The sequence below is a fragment of the Serratia sp. BFP-2025 genome (assembly GCF_050880365.1).
GTDB classification, from domain to species: Bacteria; Pseudomonadota; Gammaproteobacteria; order Enterobacterales; family Enterobacteriaceae; genus Serratia; species Serratia surfactantfaciens.
Window position 1 is genome coordinate 46961 of record NZ_JBPAFV010000007.1, and the last position, 25044, is coordinate 72004.

General features: G+C 59.2%; 22 protein-coding genes. 14 read left to right on the plus strand and 8 right to left on the minus strand.

The genetic code is table 11. From position 1 onward, the window contains the following. Window positions 1-75 precede the first annotated feature (75 nt). The 10 genes from dnaE (at window position 76) to ACRAWE_RS23915 (ending at window position 16104) form a co-directional block, all read left to right on the plus strand. Window positions 76-3564, plus strand: coding sequence for a DNA polymerase III subunit alpha (gene dnaE, locus ACRAWE_RS23870; RefSeq protein ID WP_019455764.1), 3489 nt, complete (start codon window positions 76-78; stop codon window positions 3562-3564). 12 nt (window positions 3565-3576) lie between these two features. Continuing rightward, window positions 3577-4536 carry an acetyl-CoA carboxylase carboxyl transferase subunit alpha gene (accA, locus tag ACRAWE_RS23875; protein WP_019455765.1) on the plus strand — a complete coding sequence of 320 codons (960 nt, stop codon included), beginning with the start codon at window positions 3577-3579 and terminating at the stop codon, window positions 4534-4536. A gap of 111 nt (window positions 4537-4647) precedes the next feature. Then, complete coding sequence (locus tag ACRAWE_RS23880) at window positions 4648-6792, plus strand: lysine decarboxylase LdcC (RefSeq protein ID WP_019455766.1); 2145 nt, start codon at window positions 4648-4650, stop codon at window positions 6790-6792. A 107-nt stretch (window positions 6793-6899) separates the two neighbouring features. Continuing rightward, on the plus strand, window positions 6900-7289 hold the full coding sequence (locus ACRAWE_RS23885) for a VOC family protein (RefSeq protein ID WP_019455767.1): 390 nt from the start codon (window positions 6900-6902) through the stop codon (window positions 7287-7289). Between the two features lie 89 nt (window positions 7290-7378). Beyond that, window positions 7379-8935 (plus strand): lysine decarboxylation/transport transcriptional activator CadC, encoded by a 1557-nt coding sequence (gene cadC / locus ACRAWE_RS23890; protein WP_432525975.1) that lies wholly within the window; start codon window positions 7379-7381, stop codon window positions 8933-8935. 369 nt (window positions 8936-9304) lie between these two features. Further along, window positions 9305-10648: a cadaverine/lysine antiporter gene (gene cadB / locus ACRAWE_RS23895; protein WP_019455769.1), complete on the plus strand. Its 1344-nt coding sequence runs from the start codon at window positions 9305-9307 to the stop codon at window positions 10646-10648. Window positions 10649-10743: 95 nt separating this feature from the next. After that, the gene (gene cadA / locus ACRAWE_RS23900) at window positions 10744-12882 is read left to right on the plus strand and encodes a lysine decarboxylase CadA (protein WP_063917927.1); all 2139 of its coding nucleotides are present in this window, start codon (window positions 10744-10746) and stop codon (window positions 12880-12882) included. A gap of 68 nt (window positions 12883-12950) precedes the next feature. After that, window positions 12951-14402: a dipeptide permease DtpD gene (gene dtpD, locus ACRAWE_RS23905; RefSeq protein WP_432525977.1), complete on the plus strand. Its 1452-nt coding sequence runs from the start codon at window positions 12951-12953 to the stop codon at window positions 14400-14402. A 56-nt stretch (window positions 14403-14458) separates the two neighbouring features. Then, a complete protein-coding gene (tilS, locus tag ACRAWE_RS23910) occupies window positions 14459-15790 on the plus strand; it encodes a tRNA lysidine(34) synthetase TilS (RefSeq protein ID WP_211129894.1) in 1332 nt (443 codons plus the stop codon). Further along, complete coding sequence (locus ACRAWE_RS23915) at window positions 15790-16104, plus strand: c-type cytochrome (RefSeq protein ID WP_432525982.1); 315 nt, start codon at window positions 15790-15792, stop codon at window positions 16102-16104. Before tilS ends, ACRAWE_RS23915 begins: the two co-directional genes overlap by 1 nt. Before the next feature lie 50 nt (window positions 16105-16154). On the opposite strand, the gene rof is transcribed toward ACRAWE_RS23915, so the two are convergent. Together rof and ACRAWE_RS23925 are read right to left on the minus strand one after the other, a co-directional pair. Further along, the gene (gene rof, locus ACRAWE_RS23920) at window positions 16155-16418 is read right to left on the minus strand and encodes a Rho-binding antiterminator (protein ID WP_004931991.1); all 264 of its coding nucleotides are present in this window, start codon (window positions 16416-16418) and stop codon (window positions 16155-16157) included. Beyond that, on the minus strand, window positions 16405-16605 hold the full coding sequence (locus tag ACRAWE_RS23925; RefSeq protein ID WP_004931993.1) for a YaeP family protein: 201 nt from the start codon (window positions 16603-16605) through the stop codon (window positions 16405-16407). Before ACRAWE_RS23925 ends, rof begins: the two co-directional genes overlap by 14 nt. Window positions 16606-16819: 214 nt before the next feature. Between ACRAWE_RS23925 and ACRAWE_RS23930 the strand changes: the two genes are divergently transcribed. The 3 genes from ACRAWE_RS23930 to nlpE are packed head-to-tail and all read left to right on the plus strand — an operon-like array spanning window position 16820 to window position 18498. Continuing rightward, entirely contained in the window at window positions 16820-17368 is a 549-nt protein-coding gene (locus ACRAWE_RS23930) for a YaeQ family protein (protein ID WP_063917925.1), read from the plus strand. Between the two features lie 3 nt (window positions 17369-17371). Further along, entirely contained in the window at window positions 17372-17785 is a 414-nt protein-coding gene (gene arfB / locus ACRAWE_RS23935; RefSeq protein WP_004931997.1) for an alternative ribosome rescue aminoacyl-tRNA hydrolase ArfB, read from the plus strand. Window positions 17786-17814: 29 nt separating this feature from the next. Continuing rightward, a complete protein-coding gene (gene nlpE / locus ACRAWE_RS23940; RefSeq protein WP_004932000.1) occupies window positions 17815-18498 on the plus strand; it encodes an envelope stress response activation lipoprotein NlpE in 684 nt (227 codons plus the stop codon). Between the two features lie 60 nt (window positions 18499-18558). On the opposite strand, the gene proS is transcribed toward nlpE, so the two are convergent. The 6 genes from proS to metN form a co-directional block, all read right to left on the minus strand. Continuing rightward, window positions 18559-20277: a proline--tRNA ligase gene (gene proS / locus ACRAWE_RS23945; RefSeq protein WP_074055982.1), complete on the minus strand. Its 1719-nt coding sequence runs from the start codon at window positions 20275-20277 to the stop codon at window positions 18559-18561. A 112-nt stretch (window positions 20278-20389) separates the two neighbouring features. Further along, on the minus strand, window positions 20390-21097 hold the full coding sequence (tsaA, locus tag ACRAWE_RS23950; RefSeq protein ID WP_033644898.1) for a tRNA (N6-threonylcarbamoyladenosine(37)-N6)-methyltransferase TrmO: 708 nt from the start codon (window positions 21095-21097) through the stop codon (window positions 20390-20392). Further along, the gene (rcsF, locus tag ACRAWE_RS23955) at window positions 21094-21498 is read right to left on the minus strand and encodes an Rcs stress response system protein RcsF (RefSeq protein WP_004932006.1); all 405 of its coding nucleotides are present in this window, start codon (window positions 21496-21498) and stop codon (window positions 21094-21096) included. The genes tsaA and rcsF overlap by 4 nt, the downstream gene beginning before the upstream one ends. A 114-nt stretch (window positions 21499-21612) precedes the next feature. Continuing rightward, entirely contained in the window at window positions 21613-22428 is an 816-nt protein-coding gene (locus ACRAWE_RS23960) for a MetQ/NlpA family lipoprotein (protein WP_019455780.1), read from the minus strand. A 39-nt stretch (window positions 22429-22467) separates the two neighbouring features. Next, complete coding sequence (locus tag ACRAWE_RS23965) at window positions 22468-23121, minus strand: methionine ABC transporter permease MetI (protein WP_004932010.1); 654 nt, start codon at window positions 23119-23121, stop codon at window positions 22468-22470. Then, the gene (metN, locus tag ACRAWE_RS23970; protein WP_019455782.1) at window positions 23114-24145 is read right to left on the minus strand and encodes a methionine ABC transporter ATP-binding protein MetN; all 1032 of its coding nucleotides are present in this window, start codon (window positions 24143-24145) and stop codon (window positions 23114-23116) included. Before metN ends, ACRAWE_RS23965 begins: the two co-directional genes overlap by 8 nt. Window positions 24146-24333: 188 nt before the next feature. Here metN and gmhB point away from each other — a divergent pair, with 188 nt between their 5' ends. Beyond that, window positions 24334-24897 (plus strand): D-glycero-beta-D-manno-heptose 1,7-bisphosphate 7-phosphatase, encoded by a 564-nt coding sequence (gmhB, locus tag ACRAWE_RS23975; protein ID WP_015378880.1) that lies wholly within the window; start codon window positions 24334-24336, stop codon window positions 24895-24897. Window positions 24898-25044: the final 147 nt, after the last annotated feature.

A 25044-nucleotide genomic window follows, 5' to 3' on the forward strand; every position in this document is an offset into this window, starting at 1 on the left:
GCGGGCCTGACTGGGCTCGACGATAGCATTAACCCGGGTTCAGCCTGCTGAACCCCTTCAATCAGGTATCTGGAGATGGCCGAACCTCGTTTTATTCACCTGCGCGTCCACAGCGACTACTCCATGATTGATGGATTGGCCAAGACGGCGCCGCTGGTGAAAAGAGCCGCCGCGTTAGCCATGCCTGCTCTGGCAATCACCGATTTCACCAACCTGTGCGGGCTGGTGAAATTTTACGGCAGCGCGCACGGCGCCGGGATCAAACCGATCATCGGCGCGGATTTCCATGTGCAAAGCGAAGAGCTGGGCGATGAACTGGCTCAGTTGACGGTGCTGGCCAGCAACAATGAAGGCTACCAGAACCTGACGCTGCTGATTTCCCGCGCCTATCAACGTGGCTATGGCGCCGCCGGCCCGACCATCGATCGCGACTGGCTGATCGAACACCGCGAAGGGCTGATCCTGCTCTCCGGTGCGCGCCAGGGCGACGTCGGCAAGTTTCTGCTGCGCGGCAACCAGGCGCAGGTGGATCAGTGCCTGGACTTCTACCAGCAGCACTTCCCTGACTGTTACTACCTGGAACTGATCCGTACCGGCCGCCCGGACGAAGAGAACTACCTGCATGCGGCAGTGGCGCTGGCCACCGAGCGCGGTTTGCCGGTGGTGGCCACCAACGACGTGCGCTTCCTGGTGGAAGATGACTTCGACGCCCATGAGATTCGCGTCGCCATCCACGACGGCTTCACGCTGGACGATCCCAAGCGGCCGCGCAACTACAGCCCGCAGCAATACATGCGCAGCGAAGACGAGATGTGCGAACTGTTCGCCGACATCCCGGAAGCGCTGCTGAACAGCGTCGAAATCGCCAAGCGCTGCAACGTCACCATTCGCCTTGGCGAATACTTCCTGCCGCAGTTCCCGACCGGCGATATGAGCACCGAGGACTTCCTGGTGCTCAAATCGAAAGAGGGGCTGGAAGAGCGTCTGGAGTTCCTGTTCCCCGATCCTGAAGTGCGCGCGCAGCGCCGCCCGGAATACGACGAGCGTCTGGACGTCGAGCTGAAGGTGATCAACCAGATGGGGTTCCCCGGCTACTTCCTGATCGTTATGGAGTTTATCCAGTGGTCGAAGGACAACAATGTGCCGGTTGGCCCGGGGCGCGGCTCCGGCGCCGGTTCGCTGGTGGCCTATGCGTTGAAAATCACCGACCTCGATCCGCTGGAGTTCGACCTGCTGTTTGAACGCTTTCTGAACCCGGAACGTGTTTCGATGCCCGACTTCGACGTCGACTTCTGCATGGAGAAGCGCGATCAGGTGATAGAGCACGTGGCGGAGATGTACGGCCGCGAAGCGGTATCGCAGATCATCACCTTCGGTACCATGGCGGCGAAAGCGGTTATCCGCGACGTGGGCCGGGTGCTGGGGCACCCGTACGGTTTCGTCGATCGCATCTCCAAGCTGGTGCCGCCGGATCCGGGCATGACGCTGGAAAAAGCCTTCGCCGCCGAACCGCAGCTGCCTGAAATTTACGAGGCCGACGAAGAGGTCAAGGCGCTGATCGACATGGCGCGCAAGCTGGAAGGGGTAACGCGCAACGCTGGTAAACACGCCGGTGGCGTGGTGATCGCGCCGACCAAGATCACCGACTTCGCGCCGCTGTACTGCGACGCCGAAGGGCACCACCCGGTGACCCAGTTCGACAAGAACGACGTGGAATACGCCGGGCTGGTGAAGTTCGACTTCCTCGGTCTGCGTACCCTGACCATCATCGACTGGGCGCTGGAGATGATCAACGCCCGGCGCGCCAAGACCGGGCTGGAACCGATCGACATCGCCGCCATTCCGCTCGACGACAAGAAAAGCTTCGACATGCTGCAGCGCTCGGAAACCACGGCGGTGTTCCAGCTTGAATCGCGCGGCATGAAAGACCTGATCAAACGTCTGAAGCCCGACTGCTTCGAAGACATGATCGCACTGGTAGCGCTGTTCCGCCCGGGGCCGCTGCAGTCGGGCATGGTAGATAACTTCATCGACCGCAAGCACGGCCGCGAAGAGATCTCCTACCCGGATATCCAGTGGCAGCACGAGTCGCTCAAGCCGGTACTGGAACCGACCTACGGCATCATCCTGTATCAGGAACAGGTGATGCAGATTGCCCAGGTGCTGGCGGGCTATACCCTGGGCGGCGCAGACATGCTGCGTCGTGCGATGGGTAAAAAGAACCCAGTCGAAATGGCCAAGCAGCGTGGCGGCTTTGAAGACGGCGCGAAATCGCGCGGCATCGACGGCGAACTGTCGGTGAAGATCTTCGATCTGGTGGAAAAATTCGCCGGTTACGGCTTTAACAAATCGCACTCCGCCGCCTATGCGCTGGTCTCTTACCAGACGCTGTGGCTGAAGGCGCACTACCCGGCCGAGTTTATGGCGGCGGTAATGACCGCCGATATGGACAACACCGACAAAGTGGTGGGGCTGGTGGACGAATGTTGGCGTATGGGGCTGAAGATCCTGCCGCCGGACATCAACAGCGGCCTTTATCACTTCCACGTTAACGACGACGGCGAGATCGTTTACGGCATCGGCGCCATCAAGGGCGTGGGGGAAGGGCCGATCGAGGCGATTATCGAGGCGCGCAACAGCGGCGAGCAAGGTTACTTCAAAGACCTGTTCGACCTGTGCGCGCGCTCCGACATCAAGAAACTGAACCGCCGCATTCTGGAGAAACTGATCATGTCCGGGGCGTTCGATCGCCTTGGGCCGCACCGCGCCGCGCTGATGAATTCGCTTGGCGATGCGTTGAAAGCGGCGGATCAGCATGCGAAAGCCGAAGCTATCGGCCAGGTGGATATGTTTGGCGTGCTGGCGGAAGCGCCGGAGCAGGTGGAGCAATCCTACGCCAATATCGCGCCCTGGCCGGAGCAGGTGGTGCTGGACGGTGAACGGGAGACGCTGGGGCTGTACCTCACCGGCCACCCGATCACCCAGTACCTGAAGGAGATCGAACGTTACGCCGGTGGCCAGCGTTTGAAAGACATGCACCCGACGGACCGGGGCAAAATGACTACCGCCGTCGGGCTGGTGGTCGCCGCGCGGGTGATGGTGACCAAGCGCGGCAACCGTATCGGCATCTGCACGCTGGATGACCGTTCGGGCCGTCTGGAAGTGATGCTATTCACCGAAGCGTTAGAAAAATACCAGCATTTGTTGGAAAAAGACCGTATCCTTATCGCCAGTGGACAGGTCAGCTTTGATGACTTTAGCGGCGGGCTTAAAATGATGGCCCGCGAGGTAATGGACATCAGTGAAGCCCGGGAAAAATATGCTCGCGGGCTTGCTATCTCGCTGACTGACAGGCAAATTGATGACCAGCTTTTGAACCGTCTCCGTCAGTCGTTGGAACCCCATCGCTCGGGGACGATTCCAGTGCATCTCTACTATCAACGGGAAGATGCGCGAGCCAAGCTGCGTTTTGGCGCAACCTGGCGCGTGACGCCCACCGACCGCTTGTTGATAGACTTGCGGACGTTGGTAGGCAATGAGCAGGTGGACTTGGAATTTGACTAAAATAGGAATGCTATGAGTCTGAATTTTCTTGATTTTGAACAGCCGATTGCAGAGCTGGAAGCGAAAATTGACTCGCTGACTGCAGTCAGCCGTCAAGACGAAAAATTAGATATTAATCTGGACGAAGAGGTTCAGCGCCTGCGTGAAAAGAGCGTTGAGCTGACGCGCAAGATTTTTGCCGATCTTGGGGCTTGGCAGATTGCCCAATTGGCACGCCACCCGCGCCGTCCTTATACCCTGGATTATATCAAACACATCTTTACCGACTTCGAAGAGTTGGCGGGCGATCGCGCTTACGCCGACGACAAAGCGATCGTCGGCGGCATTGCGCGCCTGGATGGTCGTCCGGTGATGATCATCGGGCACCAGAAAGGCCGCGAAACCAAAGAGAAGATCCGCCGCAACTTCGGCATGCCGGCGCCGGAAGGCTACCGTAAGGCGCTGCGCCTGATGGAAATGGCCGCACGCTTCAAGATGCCGCTCATTACCTTTATCGATACCCCGGGCGCTTATCCGGGCGTGGGTGCGGAAGAACGTGGCCAGTCGGAAGCCATCGCGCGCAACCTGCGCGAGATGTCGCGCCTGAACATCCCGGTCATCTGCACCGTCATCGGCGAAGGCGGCTCCGGCGGCGCGCTGGCGATCGGCGTGGGCGACAAGGTGAACATGCTGCAGTACAGCACCTATTCGGTGATTTCGCCGGAAGGCTGCGCCTCCATCCTGTGGAAGAGCGCCGACAAGGCGCCGCTGGCCGCAGAAGCGATGGGCATCACTGCGCCGCGTCTGAAAGAACTGAAGTTGATCGACTCGGTGATCCCGGAGCCGCTGGGTTCCGCGCACCGCGACGTGCCGGCGATGGCGGCCGCGCTGAAAGCGCAGCTGTTGGCCGACCTGAAAGATCTGGACGGTCTGAACGACGAAGAGTTGCTCAACCGTCGCTATCAGCGTCTGATGAACTACGGCTATTGCTGAGTTCTGTTGTTCGCTGCAAGAAACCGCCTTCGGGCGGTTTTTTTTTGGCTACACACCGCCGGATTTTCGTGGTGTTATAGAGACTTGGCCGTTAACTGACAGGAGCTGCCGATGAATATCATCGCCATCATGGGCCCGACGGGCGTCTACTACAAAGATGAGCCGATTCGCGAGCTCCACGCTGCGCTGGCCGCCATGGGATTCCAGCTGGTGTATCCTAAAAACAGCGGTGACCTGCTGAAGCTGATCGAAGCCAACGCCCGCATCTGCGGGGTGATCTTCGACTGGGACGACTACAGCCTGGAGCTGTGCAGCGAGATCAACGAGCTGAACGAATACCTGCCGCTGTACGCCTTTATCAATACCCACTCCACCTTCGACGTCAGCCTGCATGAAATGCGCATGGTGCTCTATTTCTTCGAGTACGGTCTGAATGCGGCGGACGATATCGCGCAGCGCATCCAGCAGTACACGGCGGAATACATCGACACCATTACGCCGCCGCTGACCAAGGCGCTGTTCAACTACGTGCGCGAAGGCAAGTACACGTTCTGCACGCCGGGCCACATGGCTGGCACCGCGTTCCAGAAAAGCCCGGTGGGCTGCCTGTTCTATGACTTCTTCGGCGCCAATACCCTGAAGGCCGACATTTCGATTTCGGTCACCGAGCTCGGCTCGCTGCTGGATCACACCGGCCCGCACCTCGAGGCCGAAGAGTATATCGCGCGCACCTTCAACGCCGAGCAGAGCTATCTGGTCACCAACGGCACCTCCACCGCCAACAAGATCGTCGGCATGTATTCGGCGCCGGCGGGCAGCACGGTGCTGATCGACCGTAACTGCCACAAATCGCTGTGCCACCTGCTGATGATGAGCGATATCGTGCCGATCTACCTGCGCCCGCTGCGCAACGCCTACGGCATCCTCGGCGGTATTCCGCAGCGCGAGTTCACCCGCGCCAGCATCGCCGCCCGGGTGCAGGAGACCCAGAACGCCACCTGGCCGGTACACGCGGTGATCACCAATTCCACCTATGACGGCCTGCTGTACAACACCGACTACATCAAGCAGACGCTGGAGGTGCCGTCGATCCACTTCGATTCCGCCTGGGTGCCTTACACCAACTTCCACCCGATTTACGACGGCAAAAGCGGCATGAGCGGCGAGCGGGTGCCCGGTAAGGTGATTTACGAAACCCAGTCGACGCACAAGCTGCTGGCGGCCTTCTCGCAGGCTTCGATGATTCATATCAAGGGCGACTACGACGAAAGCACCTTCAACGAAGCCTACATGATGCACACCACCACTTCGCCGCACTACGGCATCGTGGCGTCGATGGAGACCGCTGCCGCCATGCTGCGCGGCAACCCGGGGCGGCGTTTGATCAACCGTTCGGTGGAGCGCGCGTTGCATTTCCGCCGTGAAGTACAGCGGCTGCGCGAGGAGAGCGACAGCTGGTTCTTCGATATATGGCAGCCGGAAGAGATCGATGAGGCGCAGTGCTGGCCGCTGGATCCCGACGACAACTGGCACGGTTTCGGCCAGACCGATCGCGATCATATGTATCTTGATCCGATCAAGGTGACGATCCTCACGCCGGGCATGAACGAGCTGGGCGCGCTGGAGGAGGAGGGGATCCCGGCGGCGCTGGTGGCGAAGTACCTCGACGAGCGCGGCATCGTGGTGGAGAAGACCGGGCCTTACAACCTGCTGTTCCTGTTCAGCATCGGCATCGATAAAACCAAGGCGATGAGCCTGCTGCGCGGGCTGACCGATTTCAAGCGCGCCTACGATCTCAACCTGCGGGTGAAGAACATGCTGCCGGATCTGTATGCCGAAGATCCGGATTTTTATCGCCATATGCGCATTCAGGATCTGGCCGCCGGCATCCATCGCCTGATCTGCCAACACGATCTGCCGCGCCTGATGCAGCGGGCGTTCGACGTGCTGCCGGAAATGAAGCTGACGCCGCACCAGATGTTCCAGGAGCAGGTGCGCGGCAATGTGGAAACTTGCGAGCTGGATCAGTTGGTGGGCAAGGTGGCGGCCAATATGATCCTGCCTTATCCGCCGGGCGTGCCGCTGGTGATGCCGGGGGAAATGATCACCGAAGAGAGCCGGGCGGTACTCGATTTCCTGCTGATGCTGTGTTCGATCGGCGAGCGTTACCCCGGCTTTGAAACCGACATCCACGGTGCCAAACTGACGGAAGACGGGCGTTATCTGGTGAAGGTGCTGAAAGCGCCGCAGCCATAATGGCATAAAGCGCCCGGCGGTTTGGCAAGATGCGCCGGGCTTTCTCATTGACGGCATTGCCGCCGCCGGATACCGTGCCCCACCAAAACGAACAGAAGAGGGTTTCTATGCTGGCGTTACGTCAGGTGCATCACATCGCGATCATTGGCGCGGACTACGCTGCCAGCAAGCGTTTTTACTGCGACATTCTCGGGTTTACCCTGCTGAGCGAAGTCTACCGTGCGGAGCGCGACTCCTGGAAAGCGGATCTGGCGCTCAACGGGCAATACACCATCGAGCTGTTTTCTTTCCCTTCGCCGCCGGCCCGGGTCAGCCGCCCGGAGGCTTGCGGCCTGCGCCATCTGGCGTTCAGCGTTGACGATATCGAGCAGGCTATCGCCCATCTGCAGGCGGCTGGCGTCGCTTGTGAACCGCTGCGCGTCGATCCTTACACCCAATCTCGCTTTACCTTTTTCAGCGATCCCGATGGTTTACCGTTAGAATTATACGAGAGTTAACGGCTTAATCGCCTCCCGGCGGCCACAGCCGGGGGCGGTTATGCTATGATCGCGCCCTTGCCCTACATGCCTACAGAGTTATTTCCGCCATGCAAGAGCCTGCTTTTCGCGTCGGGGAGTGGCTGGTTACCCCTGCCGACAACACTATCAGCCGCGACGGCCGCCAAAAAACGCTGGAACCGCGCCTGATCGACATGCTGTGCTATTTCGCCCGGCATCCTGACGTGGTGCTGAGCCGCGACGAGCTGATCGACAATGTCTGGACGCGCAATATCGTCACCAACCACGTGGTGACCCAATGCATTTCAGAACTGCGCAAATACCTGAAAGACGGCGACAGCGACAGTCAGGAATACATTATTACCGTGCCCAAACGCGGTTATAAGTTGGCGGCTTCGGTGATCTGGTGTGAAGAAGAGGAGCCGCAGCCCGCTTTGGCTCAGGCGCCGCAGATCGCGGTGATCATGCATGAGCCGGAAGACGGCAGCGATGATGAAGAGGATACGCCGTATGTGCCGCCGCGCCGGATGAGCGCGCCGGCTGCTGCGCCCGGCGAGAAGAAGCCGCGTTTTTATCGCCGCTCGACGTTCTGGGTGTGGCTGGCGTTTCTGAGTGCGCTAAGCGTCTGCGTGGCGTTTGTCGGCATCGCCACGCTGTCGCAGCGCGTGCCGGTCTCCAGCATGCCGGTGCTGCTCAACCCGCGCGATATCGATATCCGCATTCAGGGCGGCGAGAGCTGCAGCAACTGGATGCCGCAGCTCTCTTATGTGGTGGGCGTCAGCGAGCTGATTACCGATTCGTTGAACACTTACTCGACCTTCCTGGTGCACGACCAGACCAACTACAACTATTCCGGCCCCAGCAATTCGGGCAAGTCGCTGTATATCGAGTTCGTTAATCAGCGCCACTACCGCGCCCAGCAGTGTTTCCTGTCCGTGCGGCTGGTGGATAACGCCGACAGTTCGATCATGTTGGACAAGCGTTACTTCATCACCGCCGATAACCAGCTGAAGATCCAAAGCGACTTCCTCTCCAGCCTGTCCGCGGCGCTGAAACAGCCCTGGCCGCCGCAGCTGGAGCAGCGTCTGGCGCAGCTGTTGCCCGACAACGGACCGCTGCTGCAGCGTTTCTACCAGGCACATCAATTGTTGATCCACGGTGACGCCGATTCGTTGACCCGCGCCAGCGTTCAGTTGAGCGATCTGATTAAAAGCGCGCCGAATTTCCACTACCTGCTGGCGGAAAAAGCGCTGGTGGATGTGCTGCGCAATTCTTATCAACCGTTCGACAGCCAGGCATTGGCGCAATTGCGGGCCGATATCAGCCATCTGGCGACGCTCCCCGAATTGAAGAACACGCCGATTATGCAGCAGGTTCTGGCGGTAGATGCCTTGACGCAGGGGCGCATTGACGAAGCGCACCGGGCTATCGATCTGGGGATTGAGCTGCAAATGTCGTGGCTGAACTATGTGCTGTTGGGCAAGGTGTATGAAATGCAGGGGCAGAACCATTTGGCGGCGGACTCTTATATCACTGCCTTCAACCTGCGTCCCGGCGAAGATACATTGCATTGGATCACCAACGGCGTATTCCAGACGTCATTGACCAACGTCGTGCCTTATTTAAATAACTATCAGCGCCAATAATTAACCGATATCACGCCGCCATTATTCTTTGGGGATCATGGTGGCGTTATTTATTGGTGAAGGCATGTTGCATGAATGTATTATTTTGCTGCGCGATATTATCTCTTTTTTGCCGTTTGTTATTCGCTTTTAACCTTTGCATCTTATTGTTTTGAAATGATGTTTATCTTTTCTTTAGCTTACCTTTTTATCTTGATGTGTTAATGAAAAACCTCAAATTATCATTTGTATGATCATGAGCGTAATCTCACTTTATCTTTAGGACTTTATTCCCGTCGATGGTTAGCATCCTGACTATCAAGCCGGCTCATTAAAATATTTTATTTATGGGTGTGGCTTATAAGAAACGTAAATCAGGAGAAACTGACCATGGCTTCACCCAAGAAAATAGGGCTTATTGCCTGCACCGGCGTCGTCGCCGGTAATATGATGGGGAGCGGGATTGCCTTATTGCCCGCCAACCTGGCGAGTCTCGGATCCATCGCCATCTGGGGATGGGTGATCTCGATTATCGGGGCGATGTCGTTGGCCTATGTGTATGCCCGCCTCGCCACCAAAAACCCGCAGCAGGGCGGCCCTATCGCCTATGCCGGTGAAATTTCTCCGGCCTTCGGTTTCCAGACCGGCGTGCTTTATTACCATGCCAACTGGATCGGTAACCTGGCCATCGGCATTACCGCCGTTTCTTATCTCTCCACCTTCTTCCCGGCGCTGAACAACCCGGTGCCCGCCGGTATTGCCTGTATCGCCATCGTGTGGATCTTCACCTTCGTGAACATGCTGGGCGGGACCTGGGTCAGCCGTTTGACCACCCTGGGCCTGGTGTTGGTGCTGATCCCGGTGATCGTGACCGCCACCATCGGCTGGCACTGGTTTGACGCCGCTACCTACCAGGCTAACTGGAACACCTCCGGCACCACCGACAGCCATGCGGTCATCAAAAGTATCCTGCTGTGCCTGTGGGCGTTCATCGGCGTGGAATCCGCGGCGGTCAGCACCGGCATGGTGAAAAACCCGAAACGCACCGTACCGCTGGCGACCATGCTCGGCACCGGTCTGGCGGGCATCATCTATATCGCCGCCACCCAGGTGATCAGCGGCATGTTCCCGGCGTCTGAAATGGCCGCCAGCGGCGCGCCGTTCGCCATCAGCGCCTCGGCGATTATGGGTAACTGGGCGGCGCCGATGGTTTCTGCCTTCACCGCCTTCGCCTGCCTGACCTCGCTCGGTTCGTGGATGATGCTGGTCGGCCAGGCCGGGGTACGCGCCGCCAACGACGGCAATTTCCCGAAAGTGTACGGCGAGCTGGATAAAAACGGCATTCCGAAGAAAGGCCTGCTGCTGGCCGGTTGCAAAATGACCGCGCTGATGGTGCTGATCACCCTGATGAGCTCCGCCGGCGGCAAAGCGTCCGACCTGTTCGGCGAGCTGACCGGTATCGCGGTGCTGCTGACCATGCTGCCTTACTTCTACTCCTGCGTAGACCTGATCCGCTTTGAAGGGGTCAACGTACGCAACCTGCTGAGCCTGATCGCTTCAGTGTGCGGCTGCGGCTTCTGCTTCATCGCGCTGATGGGCGCCAACTCTTTCGAACTGTCCGGCACCTTTATCATCAGCCTGATTATCCTGATGTTCTACGCCCGGAAAATGAATACCCGCCAGGCTGCCAGCGCAGCGGCGGTCGATGAAAACACCACGGCCAAAGCGCACTGATTCGCGTCCGCTGACCGACTGAATTTACCCAGCCCCTTTCTTTCCGACCTGTCAGCCGCGACGGGAAGGGGCTTGCTTTGCCAGGAGAAATGCATATGAACGTTATCGCCATCATGAATCACATGGGTGTCTACTTCAAAGAAGAGCCTATCCGTGAACTGCATCAGGCGCTGGAAAGTCTGGATTTCCGCATCGTTTACCCTAACGATCGCGAAGACTTGCTGAAACTGATCGAGAACAATGCCCGCTTGTGTGGGGTGATCTTCGACTGGGACAAATACAACCTGGAGCTGTGCGAAGAGATCAGCCAACTGAACGAGTACATGCCGCTGTACGCGTTCGCCAACACCTATTCCACGCTGGACGTCAGCCTGAACGATCTGCGCATGCAGGTGCGCTTCTTCGAATATGCGCTCGGCGCGGCAACCGACATCGCCGCCAAGATCAAACAGAATACCGACGAATATATCGACACCATCCTGCCGCCGCTGACCAAGGCGCTGTTCAAATACGTGCGCGAAGGCAAGTACACCTTCTGTACGCCGGGCCACATGGGCGGCACCGCGTTCCAGAAAAGCCCGGTCGGCAGCCTGTTCTACGATTTCTTCGGCCCGAATACCATGAAGTCGGATATCTCGATTTCGGTGTCCGAGCTGGGATCGCTGCTGGATCACTCCGGCCCGCACAAAGAGGCGGAAGAGTATATTTCTCGCGTGTTCAACGCCGAACGCAGCTACATGGTCACCAACGGCACCTCAACCGCCAACAAGATCGTCGGCATGTATTCGGCGCCGGCGGGCAGCACGGTGCTGATTGACCGTAACTGCCACAAGTCGCTGACTCACCTGATGATGATGAGTGACATTACGCCGATCTACTTCCGCCCGACCCGCAACGCTTACGGCATCCTCGGCGGCATTCCGCAGAGCGAGTTCCAGCGCGCCACCATCGCCAAACGCGTGAAGGACACCCCGAACGCCACCTGGCCGGTGCACGCGGTGATCACCAACTCCACCTATGACGGCTTGCTGTACAACACCGACTTTATCAAGAACACCCTGGACGTGAAATCTATCCACTTCGACTCCGCCTGGGTGCCTTACACCAATTTCCACCCGATCTATAAAGGCAAGTGCGGCATGAGCGGCGGCCGCGTGGAGGGCAAGGTGATCTATGAAACCCAGTCCACCCACAAACTGCTGGCGGCTTTCTCGCAGGCGTCGATGATCCACGTGAAGGGCGACATCAACGAAGAGACCTTCAACGAAGCCTACATGATGCACACTACCACCTCGCCGCACTACGGCATCGTGGCCTCTACCGAAACCGCCGCGGCGATGATGAAAGGCAACGCCGGCAAGCGCCTGATCCACGGCTCTATCGAACGCGCGATCAAGTTCCGTAAAGAGATCAAACGCCTGAAAGTCGAATCCGACGGCTGGTTCTTCGACGTCTGGCAGCCGGAGCATATCGATGAGCCGGAATGCTGGCCGCTGCGTTCCGACAGCGCCTGGCACGGTTTCAAGAACATCGACAATGAACACATGTACCTCGACCCGATCAAGGTCACCATCCTGACGCCGGGGATGAGCAAGGAAGGCGAGATGCAGCCGTTCGGCATCCCGGCCAGCATCGTGGCGAAATACCTCGATGAACGCGGCATCATCGTCGAGAAAACCGGGCCGTACAACCTGTTGTTCCTGTTCAGCATCGGCATCGACAAAACCAAGGCGCTCAGCCTGCTGCGCGCGATGACCGACTTCAAACGCTCGTTCGATCTGAACCTGCGGGTGAAAAACATGCTGCCTTCGCTGTATCAGGAAGCGCCTGATTTCTATGAAAACATGCGCATTCAGGATCTGGCGCAGAACATTCACCGCCTGGTGGAGCAACACAACCTGCCGGATCTGATGTACCGCGCGTTCGAAGTGCTGCCAACCATGGTGATGAACCCGTACCAGGCGTTCCAGAAAGAGCTGCACGGCGAAGTGGAAGAGGTCTATCTGGAGGACATGGTCGGCAAGGTCAACGCCAATATGATCCTGCCATACCCACCGGGCGTGCCGTTGGTGATGCCGGGCGAAATGCTGACTGAGGAGAGCCGGCCGGTGCTGGAGTTCCTGCAGATGCTGTGCGAAATCGGCGCGCATTATCCGGGCTTTGAAACCGACATTCACGGCGCCTATCGTCAGGCGGACGGACGTTATCGGGTGAAAGTGCTGAAGGCGAAATAACCGCAGCCAAAAACAGGGGAGGCGCTCGCGCTTCCCCTTTGTCGTTCACCGACTGATGGGAGACCAACATGAAAACACCCTCACAGCCGCGCGCAATCTACTATGTCGTAGCGATACAAATTTGGGAATATTTCAGCTTTTACGGCATGCGTGCGTTACTGATTCTCTATCTGACCCACCAACTCGGCTATACCGACAGCCGCGCCATCGATCTCTACAGCGCTTACGCTTCGTTAGTTTACGTCACTCCTATTTTGGGCGGCTGGCTCGCCGACCGCCTGCTGGGCAGCCGCGTCGCGGTGATCGCCGGCGCGGCGCTGATGACCCTGGGGCATATCGTGCTCGGCCTGAGCGCGGTCTCCGCCCAGTCGCTCTATCTGGCGCTGGCGATCATCATCTGCGGTTACGGCCTGTTCAAATCCAATATCAGCTGCCTGCTGGGCGAGCTGTACCCGGCGCAGGACTCGCGCCGCGAGGGAGGCTTCTCGCTGCTGTACGCCGCCGGTAACGTCGGATCTATTTTGGCGCCGATCGCCTGTGGGTTGGCGGCCGAGCGCTATGGCTGGCACGTCGGCTTTGCGTTGGCCGGGATCGGCATGTTCGCCGGCCTGGTGATCTTCCTGCTGGGCGGGCGTCATTTCCGCCACACTCGCGGCGTGAATGCCCCGCTGATGCGTGCCAGAAGCCTGGGCTTGCCGCACTGGGGCTGGCTGTTGGCGGCGTTGCTGGCGTCGCCGCTGTTCTTCACGCTGTTGTTTGTGCGCGACTGGGCCGGTTATTTGCTCGGGCTGGTGTGCGTGGCGGCGGTGGTGCTGGTGGCGCGTATTATGCTGCGAGCGGACGCCGGCCAGCGCCGGGGCCTGTGGCAGATCGTTGCGCTGATGCTGCTGGGTACGCTGTTCTGGGCCTTTGCCCAACAAGGCGGCAGCTCCATCAGCCTGTTTATCGATCACTTCGTCGATCGGCGCTGGTTCGGCTGGACGGTGCCGACCGCGCTGTTCCAGTCGGTTAACGCCTGCGCGGTGATGTTGGGCGGCGTGGCGCTGGCGTGGCTGGCGAGCGGCGACGGTACGGGCGATCGCACGCTGCGCATCTGGTGCAAGTTCGCCTTTGGCCTGCTGCTGATCGGCGTCGGCTTTACGCTGATGGCGCTCAATACGCGGCTGCACGGGCCGGGATCGATGGGGCTGATGATCGCCGGCCTGGCGGTGATGGGCTTCGCCGAACTGTTTATCGATCCGGTGGCGATGGCGCAGATCACCCGGCTGAACATTCCCGGCGCCACCGGGGTGTTGACCGGCATCTATATGCTGGCGACCGGCTCGATAGCCAACTATCTGGCGGGCATTATCGCCAATCAGACCGCCGAGGATCATATCGAAGGGGCGGCGATGCAGGCGTATGGCCGCATTTTCGCTCAGATCGGCTGGGGAGCTGCCGGGTGCTCGCTGGCGGTGATCGCGGTGCTGGGCGGCTGGTGGCTGCTGACGCGACGCCAGGCCCGGACGGTTAATGCTTGATTGATGACGGTAGGCGGAGTTAACGTGCAGCTATGTAGAAGTGACAAAGCCTACCGATGGATACTGATCAATTAACGACGCTGGTGGCGGACCAGCTGGGCGCGCAGCAGCGGCTGCTGGTGGCGTTCAGCGGCGGTCTGGACTCCAGCGTGCTGCTGCATCTGCTGGCGGCATTGCGCCGCCAACGTCCGGCGCTGCAGCTGCGTGCATTGCACGTGCACCACGGCCTGAGCGCCTTCGCCGACCGCTGGGTGGAGCATTGCCGCCGCCGCTGCGCCGACTGGCAGGTGCCGCTGACGGTGACGCACGTGCAGGTGGACGCCCGCCAGGGCGGCATCGAAGCGGCGGCGCGTGCGGCGCGCTATGCCGCCTTCAGCGCCGCCCTGGCGGAGGGCGAAGCGCTGCTTACCGCTCAACACCTTGACGATCAAAGCGAAACTTTCCTGTTGGCGCTCAAGCGCGGCAGCGGGCCGGCGGGGCTATCGGCGATGGCGGCGCGCACCACGTTGGGTGAGCATCTGTTGTTGCGGCCATTGCTGGGCTGTTCGCGCCAGACGCTGGAAAGCTATGCGCAGCGCCACGCCTTAAGCTGGATAGATGACGACAGCAATCAGGACACGCGCTTCGATCGCAATTTCCTGCGTTTGCAGGTTTTGCCGCAGCTCAACCAGCGCTGGCCGCACTTCGCTTCGGCGGTGGCGCGCAGCGCCAGCCTGTGCGCCGAGCAGGAGCAGCTGCTGGACGAACTGCTGGCGGAACCGCTGCAAAGCCTGTTGGCGGCAGATCGCTCATTGGCGATCGACGGCCTGACGGACTGTTCGCCGGTACGGCGTTTCGCCTTGCTGCGGCGTTGGATCGCGTTGTTTAACGTCACTATGCCGGCACGTGAGCAGCTACAGCGCCTGTGGGAGGAGGTGGCGCTCAGCCGGGAAGACGCTGAACCGCAGCTGCAGCTCGGCGCCTATCAGATCCGCCGTTTCCGTGGCCGACTGCACCTGCTGCCGCCGCTGGCGATGCTGCGCGGTGTGCACCTGCCCTGGCGGCCTGACGAGCCGCTGGCGTTGCCGGACGGGCTGGGGCGCCTGATCGCCGGCGAGGGCGAACTGACGCTGCGCGCGCCGCAGCCAGCGCAGCGGATCAGCATTCGTTTCGGCGGCGTGCAGGGCGCCGTGCGCATCGTGGGGCGGTCCCATTCGCGGCCGATAAAAAAACTGTGGCAGGAGCTGGGGATTCCTCCCTGGCTGCGTGATCGCATCCCGTTGATTTATTATGATGAGCAGCTGATCGCCGCCCTGGGCGCATTCGTCTGTGAGGCGGGGCAAGTGGCGGAAGACGAACGCCCGTGGCGACTGCGCTGGGAAAAAAATCATAATCGTGAGGAGCAATGATGAAGTTTGTGGGGATCACGCTGTTGGCCGCCGTCCTGTTCAGCCTGCCGGCGTTGGCGGCGGGGGATGCGGCCGCCGGTCAGGCGAAAGCCGCTGCCTGCGCGGCTTGCCACGGCGCACAGGGCAAGGTGACGGTGCCGATGTACCCGAATTTGGCCGGGCAGAACGCCATGTACCTGCAGCACGCGCTGCAGGCGTACAAGAAAGGAGAGCGCAACGGCGGCCAGGCCGAGGTGATGAAGGCCTATGTGTCCGGCCTGTCGGAGGATGATATCGCCGATCTGGCGACCTATTACGCCAGCCTGAAGCCATAAATGACGAGGGCAGCCGGTAGGCTGCCCTGTTGGGATGGGGTTACCGCTACTCAGTCTGACAGACTGACGACCACGGTACCGATTTCCGGATGACTGAAACTGCTGATATGGTCCAGACGCAGGTCGCGCTGCTGGCCGTTCTGCTCGATGGTCAGATACTCAACGCGTTTCTTTTGCAGCAGGTCGATCGCCTTGGCCTCGATCACTTCTCCGTCGCGTAACTCCAGCTTCAGAATAAGTTTATGCTGACAGGCGAGTTCCAGGTTGTCGTAGTCATCGCAATTGATGGGTTGGTACTCATCATTCATCAACATAGTCGCTCACCAATAAGTTAGCGGCGGCAAAGGCCGCCTGTTCCCTAACGGAGGACGGTAGCGCGTCGTTCGCTGCGACATCGTCCAATGCCTTTAACGCACAAGCCAGCGCATCAGGCACGTAGCCAAGATCTCCACTGCCAATCTCGGCGTAAGTACGGCGTACTAACTCACAGTATTGTTGCACAGTTTCCTCCCTTAAGAACCTCTGCATCATCAAGACCGCTCTCGCGATGAGGCGCAGGCTCTCGGAGTTTTATCCTATCCTAGACGACTATAGCACAGCTGTTATGGAGTTATCAGCACCCCGACACGCCTTTCGCTCTGCGCCGGGCCGGGCTGCGCTGGCGGCGTTCGGCCCTGATCAAGTACACTGTCGCCGGATAATTACGAGGTCACCCATGGCGCTGAAAGCAACCATTTATAAAGCCGCGGTCAATATCGCTGATATGGATCGTCATTTCTACCACGACGCCGCGCTGACGCTGGCGCAACACCCGTCCGAAAACGAACAGCGCATGATGCTGCGCCTGCTGGCCTGGATCTGCCATGCCGACGAACGGTTGGTGTTCACCAAAGGGCTGAGCGCCGACGACGAGCCGGAGATCTGGCAGCGCAACGACCATAACGGGCTGGAAATGTGGATCGAGATGGGGTTGCCCGACGAGAAGCGCATTCGCAAGGCCTGCAACCAGTCGCCGCGCGTGGTGTTGTACGCTTACGGCGAGCGCGCCGCACACGTTTGGTGGCAGGCGATGCAGGGCAAAGTGGCCGGTTACAAGAACCTGAGCGTACGCTTCCTCGACGACGAGCAGCTGGCGCGGCTGACGGCGCTGGCCAGCCGCACCATGACGCTGCAGGCGACGCTGCAGGAGGGAACTATTTGGTTGTCCGATGCTCAGAATAGTCTGGAAATCCAGTTTGCCGAGTGGCAGCAGGCGCAGGTGTGACCGGTGCTGGAACTGTCAAGAAACGTAGCCATACCGGATAATGAGCTGGAATTGACGGCGATCCGCGCGCAGGGCGCGGGCGGCCAGCACGTGAACAAAACCTCAACGGCGATCCATTTGCGCTTTGACATCCGGGCATCCAGCCTGCCAGAGTATTATAAGGAAAGGCTGCTGGCGCTGAATCACCATTTAATTACCGCCGATGGCGTGGTGATTATCAAGGCGCAAGAGTATCGCAGTCAGGAATTGAATCGCGAAGCGGCGTTGGCCAGGCTGGTCGCGTTGATTCAGCAGGCGATGGTGGTGGAAAAAACGCGCAAGGCGACCAAGCCGACGAAAGGAGCGAAACTGCGTCGCCTGGAAGGCAAGACGCGCAAAGGCGCCACCAAGGCGCTGCGTGGCAAGGTTCGCACTTAGGAATACATGAACACAGTAGGAGAATAACTGTGAAGAAAATTACGATAGCCCTGTTCTTGGCGGCAGGCGCACTCTCGTTGTTGGGATGCAACAATCATTATCAGCCGAAGGAACAACCGCTGCAGGCGATGCCGCAGAGTTATCAAGGGGTGTTGCCTTGCGCCGATTGCGGCGGTCTGGATACGGCGCTGTTCCTGGATGAAGACGGCACTTTTGTGCTGCAGGAAACCTATCGCGGCAGCAAAGACGGCGATCAGACCTTTGCCGACTACGGCAAATGGGCGCGCACCGCGGATAAGCTGGTGCTGACCGACAGCACCGGCGAGAAACGCTACTTCCGTCCGGTGGGCAAGAGCCTGGAAATGCTGGACCGCAGCGGCGCGCCGATCGAGTCCAAGCTGAATTACCGTCTGGAGCCGGTCGAAAAGCCGTTGCCTAAAACCCCGATGGTGATGAAAGGCAGCTACAGTTATATGGCCGACGCGGCGGTGTTCAAAGATTGCGCCACCGGCATCACTTTCCCGGTGGATAACAACATCGCGCTGGAGCAAGGTTACGCCAAGGCCAACAAGACTGCCGGCGAGCCGGTGTTCCTGACCTTCAACGCGCACTTCAGCGTGCAGCCGTCGATGGAAGAGGGGCAGATTGAAAAAGCGGTGGTGCCGGACGGCAAGATCGCGTTCGACCGCAGCAAAAGCTGCAGCAGCAAGTAACGCGTTTCGGATATAAAAAAACCCGCCTAGGCGGGTTTTTTATTCTCTGGCGATCGGCGCTTAGCGTTTGATCTGGCCCAGCAGGAAATCAACGATTTCGCCGGTTTTGATCATTTGCTTCTCGCCGACGCGGCGGTTCTTGTACTCGATCTCTTCGTTATCGAGGTTACGATCGCCGATAACGATAGAGTGCGGCACGCCGATCAGTTCCATATCCGCGAACATCACGCCCGGACGCTCTTTGCGGTCATCGAGGATCACATCGATGCCGTGGGAGCGCAGGGTGTTGTACAGCTCTTCCGCCAGCGCCTGCACGCGGAATGACTTGTGCATGTTCATCGGCAGGATCGCTACCTGGAACGGCGCGATGGCGTCCGGCCAGATGATGCCGCGTTCGTCGTGGTTCTGCTCGATGGCGGCAGCCACGACGCGCGTAACCCCGATGCCGTAGCAACCCATGGTCAGCACCTGGTTGCGGCCGTCTTCACCCTGCACGGTCGCTTTCATCGCTTCCGAGTACTTGGTGCCGAGCTGGAAGATATGGCCCACTTCGATGCCGCGTTTGATCAGCAGCGTACCCTGACCGTCCGGGCTGGCGTCGCCTTCCACCACGTTACGGATATCGGCCACCTGCGGCAGCGGCAGATCGCGCTCCCAGTTGATGCCGAAGTAGTGTTTGCCGTCAACGTTGGCGCCGGCGCCGAAATCGCTCATCGCCGCTACGCTGCGATCGGCAACCACCGGCATCGGCAGCTTGACTGGGCCAAGCGAGCCTGGGCCGGCGCCGACGATGGCGCGGATCTCTTCTTCGGTGGCGAAGGTCAGCGGCGCGGCAACCTGCGCCAGCTTCTCGGCCTTGACTTCGTTCAGCTCGTGATCGCCGCGCACCAGCAGGGCGACCAGCTTGTGGCCGCTCTCTTCGGTGGCGCGCACCATCAGCGTCTTCACGGTTTTTTCCACCGGCAGCTGGAATTGCTCGACCAGCTCGGCGATGGTTTTGGCGTTCGGCGTATCCACCAGGCGCAGCTCTTCGCTGGCTGCGGCGCGCGGCTCTGCCGGAGCGACCGCTTCCGCCAGCTCGATGTTAGCGGCGAAATCGGAACCGGTGGAGAACACGATATCGTCTTCACCGCTCTGCGCCAGCACCTGGAATTCGTGCGAGGCGCTGCCGCCGATCGAGCCGGTATCCGCCTGCACCGGGCGGAAATCCAGGCCCATGCGGCTGAAGATTTTGCTGTACGCTTCGTACATTGCGTCGTAAGTCTCCTGCAGAGACTCCTGTGAGGTGTGGAAGGAGTAGGCATCCTTCATCAGGAACTCACGGGAACGCATCACGCCGAAACGCGGGCGCACTTCATCACGGAACTTGGTCTGGATCTGGAAGAAGTTCAGCGGCAGCTGTTTGTACGAACTGATCTCGTTGCGGATCAGATCGGTGATCACTTCTTCATGCGTCGGGCCCAGTACGAACGGACGATCGCCGCGGTCGACGAAGCGCAGCAGCTCGGGGCCGTATTGCTCCCAACGGCCGCTTTCCTGCCACAGATCGGCAGGCTGAACCACCGGCATGGAAACTTCGATCGCGTTAGCATTGTTCATTTCTTCGCGAACGATGTTTTCAACCTTTTTCAGAACGCGCAGGCCGGTCGGCAGCCAGGTGTAAAGACCGGAGGCCAGCTTGCGGATCATCCCGGCGCGCAGCATCAGCTGGTGGCTGATCACTTCGGCGTCGGCAGGTGTCTCCTTCAAAGTGGAGAGCAGATATTGGCTAGTACGCATGGTGTTTTGGTTCCGTTAGAACTGCAAATTGCATCGGGCTGCCAGAGTGGCGGCCAAAAAGTGATTTAGTTTACCAGCGCGAGCGGGTCGCCAAAAGAGAGGCGGCGGAATTTTAACGCGGGTCGAGCGACAGCACTTCGGTGTGACCGTCCACGACGCGCCAGCGCACGTTGAAATCCAGCAGCCAGACGGCGTAATCCCGTTCGACGTCCTCTCCTTTACGATAGGCGGGACGGGGATCTTGCGCCAGCACCTGGCTGATAAAACGCCTTAATTGCGGGTAGCGCGCCTGATGTTGCTGCAGCTGCTGCTCGGCCTGCGGAGCAAAACGCACCGGCATATCGCCGGCGGGCGCGGCCTGGGCAAAACCGGCGCGGGCCTGCGGCTGGCTCTCGGCGAACGGCAGATAAGGCTTGATGTCCACCACTGGGGTGCCGTCGACCAGATCGAGGCTGCCCAGCTCGAGCGCCACTTCGCCGTTTTTTACCCGCACGCCTTTCAGTTCAATGAGGGACATGCCGAGCGGATTGGGGCGAAAGGTGGATCGAGTGGCGAACACGCCCATACGGGCATTGCCGCCCAGGCGCGGTGGGCGCACCGTTGGCCGCCAGCCGCCCTCCATGGTTTGATGGAAGATGAACATCACCCACAGATGGCTGAAATCGCTGAGGCCTCGCACCGCTTCCGCCTGGTTGTAGGGCGGCAGCAGCAGCAGTTCACCGCCGCCGTCTTCGACCAGCCCCGGTTGGCGGGGAACGGCGAATTTTTCTTTATACGGCGAGCGGATCACGCCGATCTGCTCGAAAACGAATTCGGTCATTTGGACGAGACGTTAAGCGCCGAGCCCTGACAAACGGCCTGCTGATAGCAACCGGCGACGCCGCTGACAATCTGGCAGTCGTGCAGCAGCACGGCGTTGGCCTTCATGTAAGACGCACGGATTTGCATGCGTTTACGGGCGGTGGCCAGATTTGGTGGAGAGTCTTGCACGGTGGTTTGGCACGATTCGCCGGACACTTCACCCAGATCGCGGAACGGCTTGCCCACGAGTTCTTCTGCACTTTTATACAGTTTTACCGGAGCGGGGCGGGCGGCCGGCGTGGTTTTGGCCGGAGCGGTGGTGGTCGGCTTGCTGGTGCTGCTTGTTGAGGATGGCGCGATACGCTGCGATGAACATCCGGCCAGCGCGAGCGCTAACAAACAGAGAGGTAAAACACGCATTGAGATTCCTCTGCCTTAATGAAAGTGGCGCTATTGAAGCAAGCTATGGCGGAAATAACAAGACGGGCCTTGGCCCGTCTTGCAATTATAGGAATAAAATGGGTGAATAAGCGCTTACCAGCCTTTCACCGCTCCGCCGTTGAAGATTTTGTTGGCGGCCGCGTCAACTTCGTCAGACTGATAGGCCTGAACGAATTTCTTCACGTTTTCCGCATCTTTGTTATCTTCGCGCGCAACCAGCAGGTTGACGTAAGGCGAGTCTTTATCTTCCACGAACAGACCGTCTTTCGCCGGGGTCAGGCCGATCTGGCTGGCGTAGGTGGTGTTGATCACCGCCAGCGCGATCTGCTGATCGTCCAGAGAGCGCGGCAGCTGAGGCGCTTCCAGCTCAACCAGCTTCAGGTTTTTCGGGTTCTCGGTCACGTCCAGCACGGTCGGCAGCAGGCCAACGCCGTCTTTCAGCTTGATCAGACCAACTTTCTGCAGCAGCAGCAGCGAACGGCCCAGGTTGGTCGGATCGTTAGGCAGTGCGATCTGCGAACCTTCCTTCAGCTCGTCCAGCGATTTGATTTTCTTGGAGTAACCGGCGATCGGGTAAACGAAGGTGTTGCCGACCGGCACCAGCTTGTAACCGCGGTCTTTGATCTGCTGATCCAGATAAGGCTTGTGCTGGAAGGCGTTCAGATCGATATCGCCTTTGCTCAGCGCTTCGTTAGGCAGCACGTAGTCGTTGAAGGTCACCAGCTCGACGTCCAGACCGTATTTCTCTTTCGCCACTTTCTGCGCCACTTCGGCGACTTGCTGCTCAGCGCCGACGATCACGCCGACTTTGATGTGGTTTGGATTCTTTTCATCCTGGCCGCAGCCCGTCAGAGCCAGAGTGCCGATCAGTGCGCCAATTGCCGCGATGGATTTAAATTTTAACGACATATCCCTTCCTCATTAGACTCGCATTAATATGCTGTGAAACTATTTATGGGTAACGGCTTTGACGATGCGATCGCCGCAGAACTGGATCAGATAAACCAAAACTACCAGTAATACTAATACGGTATTCATCACTGTGGCGTTATAACCGATATAACCGTATTGGTAACCGATTTGCCCCAGGCCGCCGGCGCCGACTGCGCCGCCCATGGCCGAGTAACCCACCAGGGTGATCAGGGTGATGGTCGCGGCGTTAACCAGGCCCGGCAGGGCTTCCGGCAGCAACACTTTCTTGATGATCTGCATCGGCGTGGCGCCCATGGCGCGCGCGGCTTCCACCAGACCGGACGGGATTTCCAGCAGGGCGTTTTCCACCATGCGCGCGATGAACGGCGCGGCGCCCACGGTCAACGGCACGATGGCCGCCTGCAGACCGATCGAGGTGCCGACGATCATGCGGGTAAACGGAATCATCCAAACCAGCAGAATAATGAACGGGATGGAACGGAAGATGTTCACCAGCCCGGACAAAATTTTATACAGCGAATTGTTGGCGATGATCTGCCCCGGGCGGGTGACATACAACAGCACGCCTACCGGCAGGCCGAGCACGAAACCGAAGAAGCCGGAGACAAAGGTCATCATGACGGTTTCCCATACGCCACGCGCCATCAACCACATCATTGCCTCAGACATAACCCAGAACCTCTACTTTTACCTGATTTTCTTGCAGGAACTTAATCGTCGCCAGCGCGTCTTCGTCGCTGCCGTGCAGCTCCGCCAGCATCACGCCGAATTTCACGCCGCCGGCATAATCCATCTGGGCGCTGATAATGTTGTTGTTCACGTTGAAGCGGCGAGCGGCTTCAGACAGCAGCGGCGCATCGACCGACTGGCCGGTGAACTCCAGACGCAGCAGCGGCTGGCGGCCGCCCTGACGCTCCGGCGACAGGCGCGCAGCGTAGTCGTCCGGGATATCCAGATGCAGCGTGGACTGAATGAACTGTTGGGCCAGCGGGGTTTTCGGGTGTGAGAACACTTCGCTGACGCTGTCTTTTTCGATCAGCTGCCCCTGGCTGATGACCGCGACCTGGTCGCAAATGCGTTTCACCACGTCCATTTCGTGGGTGATCAGCAGAATGGTCAGACCCAGACGGCGGTTGATGTCTTTCAGCAGTTCCAGGATGGAACGGGTGGTGGCCGGATCCAGCGCGCTGGTGGCTTCGTCGCACAGCAGCACTTTAGGGTTGCTGGCCAGCGCACGGGCGATCGCCACGCGCTGTTTCTGGCCGCCGGACAGGTTGGCCGGGTAGGCGTCGTGTTTGTCCGCCAGGCCAACCAGCTCCAGCAGTTCGGTCACGCGTTTTTTGATCTCGGCGCGCGGCGTATTGTCCAGCTCCAGCGGCAGCGCCACGTTACCGAACACCGTGCGGGAAGAGAGCAGGTTGAAGTGCTGGAAGATCATGCCGATTTGGCGGCGGGCGCGCGTCAGTTCGCTTTCCGACAGGGACGTCAGATCCTGACCATCGACCAGCACCTGGCCGGAAGTGGGGCGCTCAAGCATGTTGGCGCAGCGGATCAGCGTGCTTTTGCCGGCACCGGAAGACCCGATAACGCCATAGATTTGCCCGGCAGGGACGTGAAGGGTCACGTCAGAGAGCGCGGTAATGGTGCGCGAACCCTGCTGGAACACTTTAGTGATGTTAGAAAGTTTAATCATATTCTTCTTATTTTAGCGTGGTTGCCCGTGGCTAGATAAAAGTAAACCTCGGCGTGGAACCAAGGTATGGATCAGATGTTAAGGCGTCTAGACGTCTAAGTCAACGGCCAACGACGTTCTCCGGCGTTCTCAGCGTGGGGTAAAACATGCGATACTGTCAGCGTATACAGGCCCTCAGGAGCAAAGCGGTGACACAAAGCGTTCCAGCAATTTTTCTCGATCGTGACGGTACGATTAATGTTGACCATGGTTATGTCCATGAAATCGACAACTTCCACTTTATCGACGGCGTGATTGACGCCTGTCGCGAACTCAAAAAGATGGGCTTCGCGCTGGTGATGGTGACCAATCAGTCCGGCATTGCGCGCGGCAAGTTCAGCGAAGACCAGTTTATGTACCTGACCGAGTGGATGGATTGGTCGCTGGCCGATCGCGACGTTGACTTCGACGGCATCTATTTCTGCCCGCATCATCCGGAGGCGGTAGTAGAAGAGTATCGTCAGGTGTGCGACTGCCGTAAACCGCAGCCGGGCATGCTGCTGCAAGCGCAGCAGGAATTGAACATCGATATGGCCGCTTCTTATATGGTGGGCGATAAACCGGAAGACATGCAGGCGGCGATCGCGGCCGGCGTCGGCACCAAGGTGCTGGTGCGTACCGGCAAGCCGGTGACGGAGCAGGGCGAAAAGTTGGCCGATTGGGTGCTAAATAGCCTGGCGGACCTGCCGGCAGCCATCAAAAAGCGGGTTTAATAGGCGTTACGAATGAATAGTGAGCGGTCAGATAAAAAAAGCATATTATCGCTTGTCATTCTGAACCGGCTCCCTATAATGCGCCTCCATCGACACGGCGCAAGTGATTCACTTCACACAGCGGCCGGGAAGAAAGAGAAAAAATCC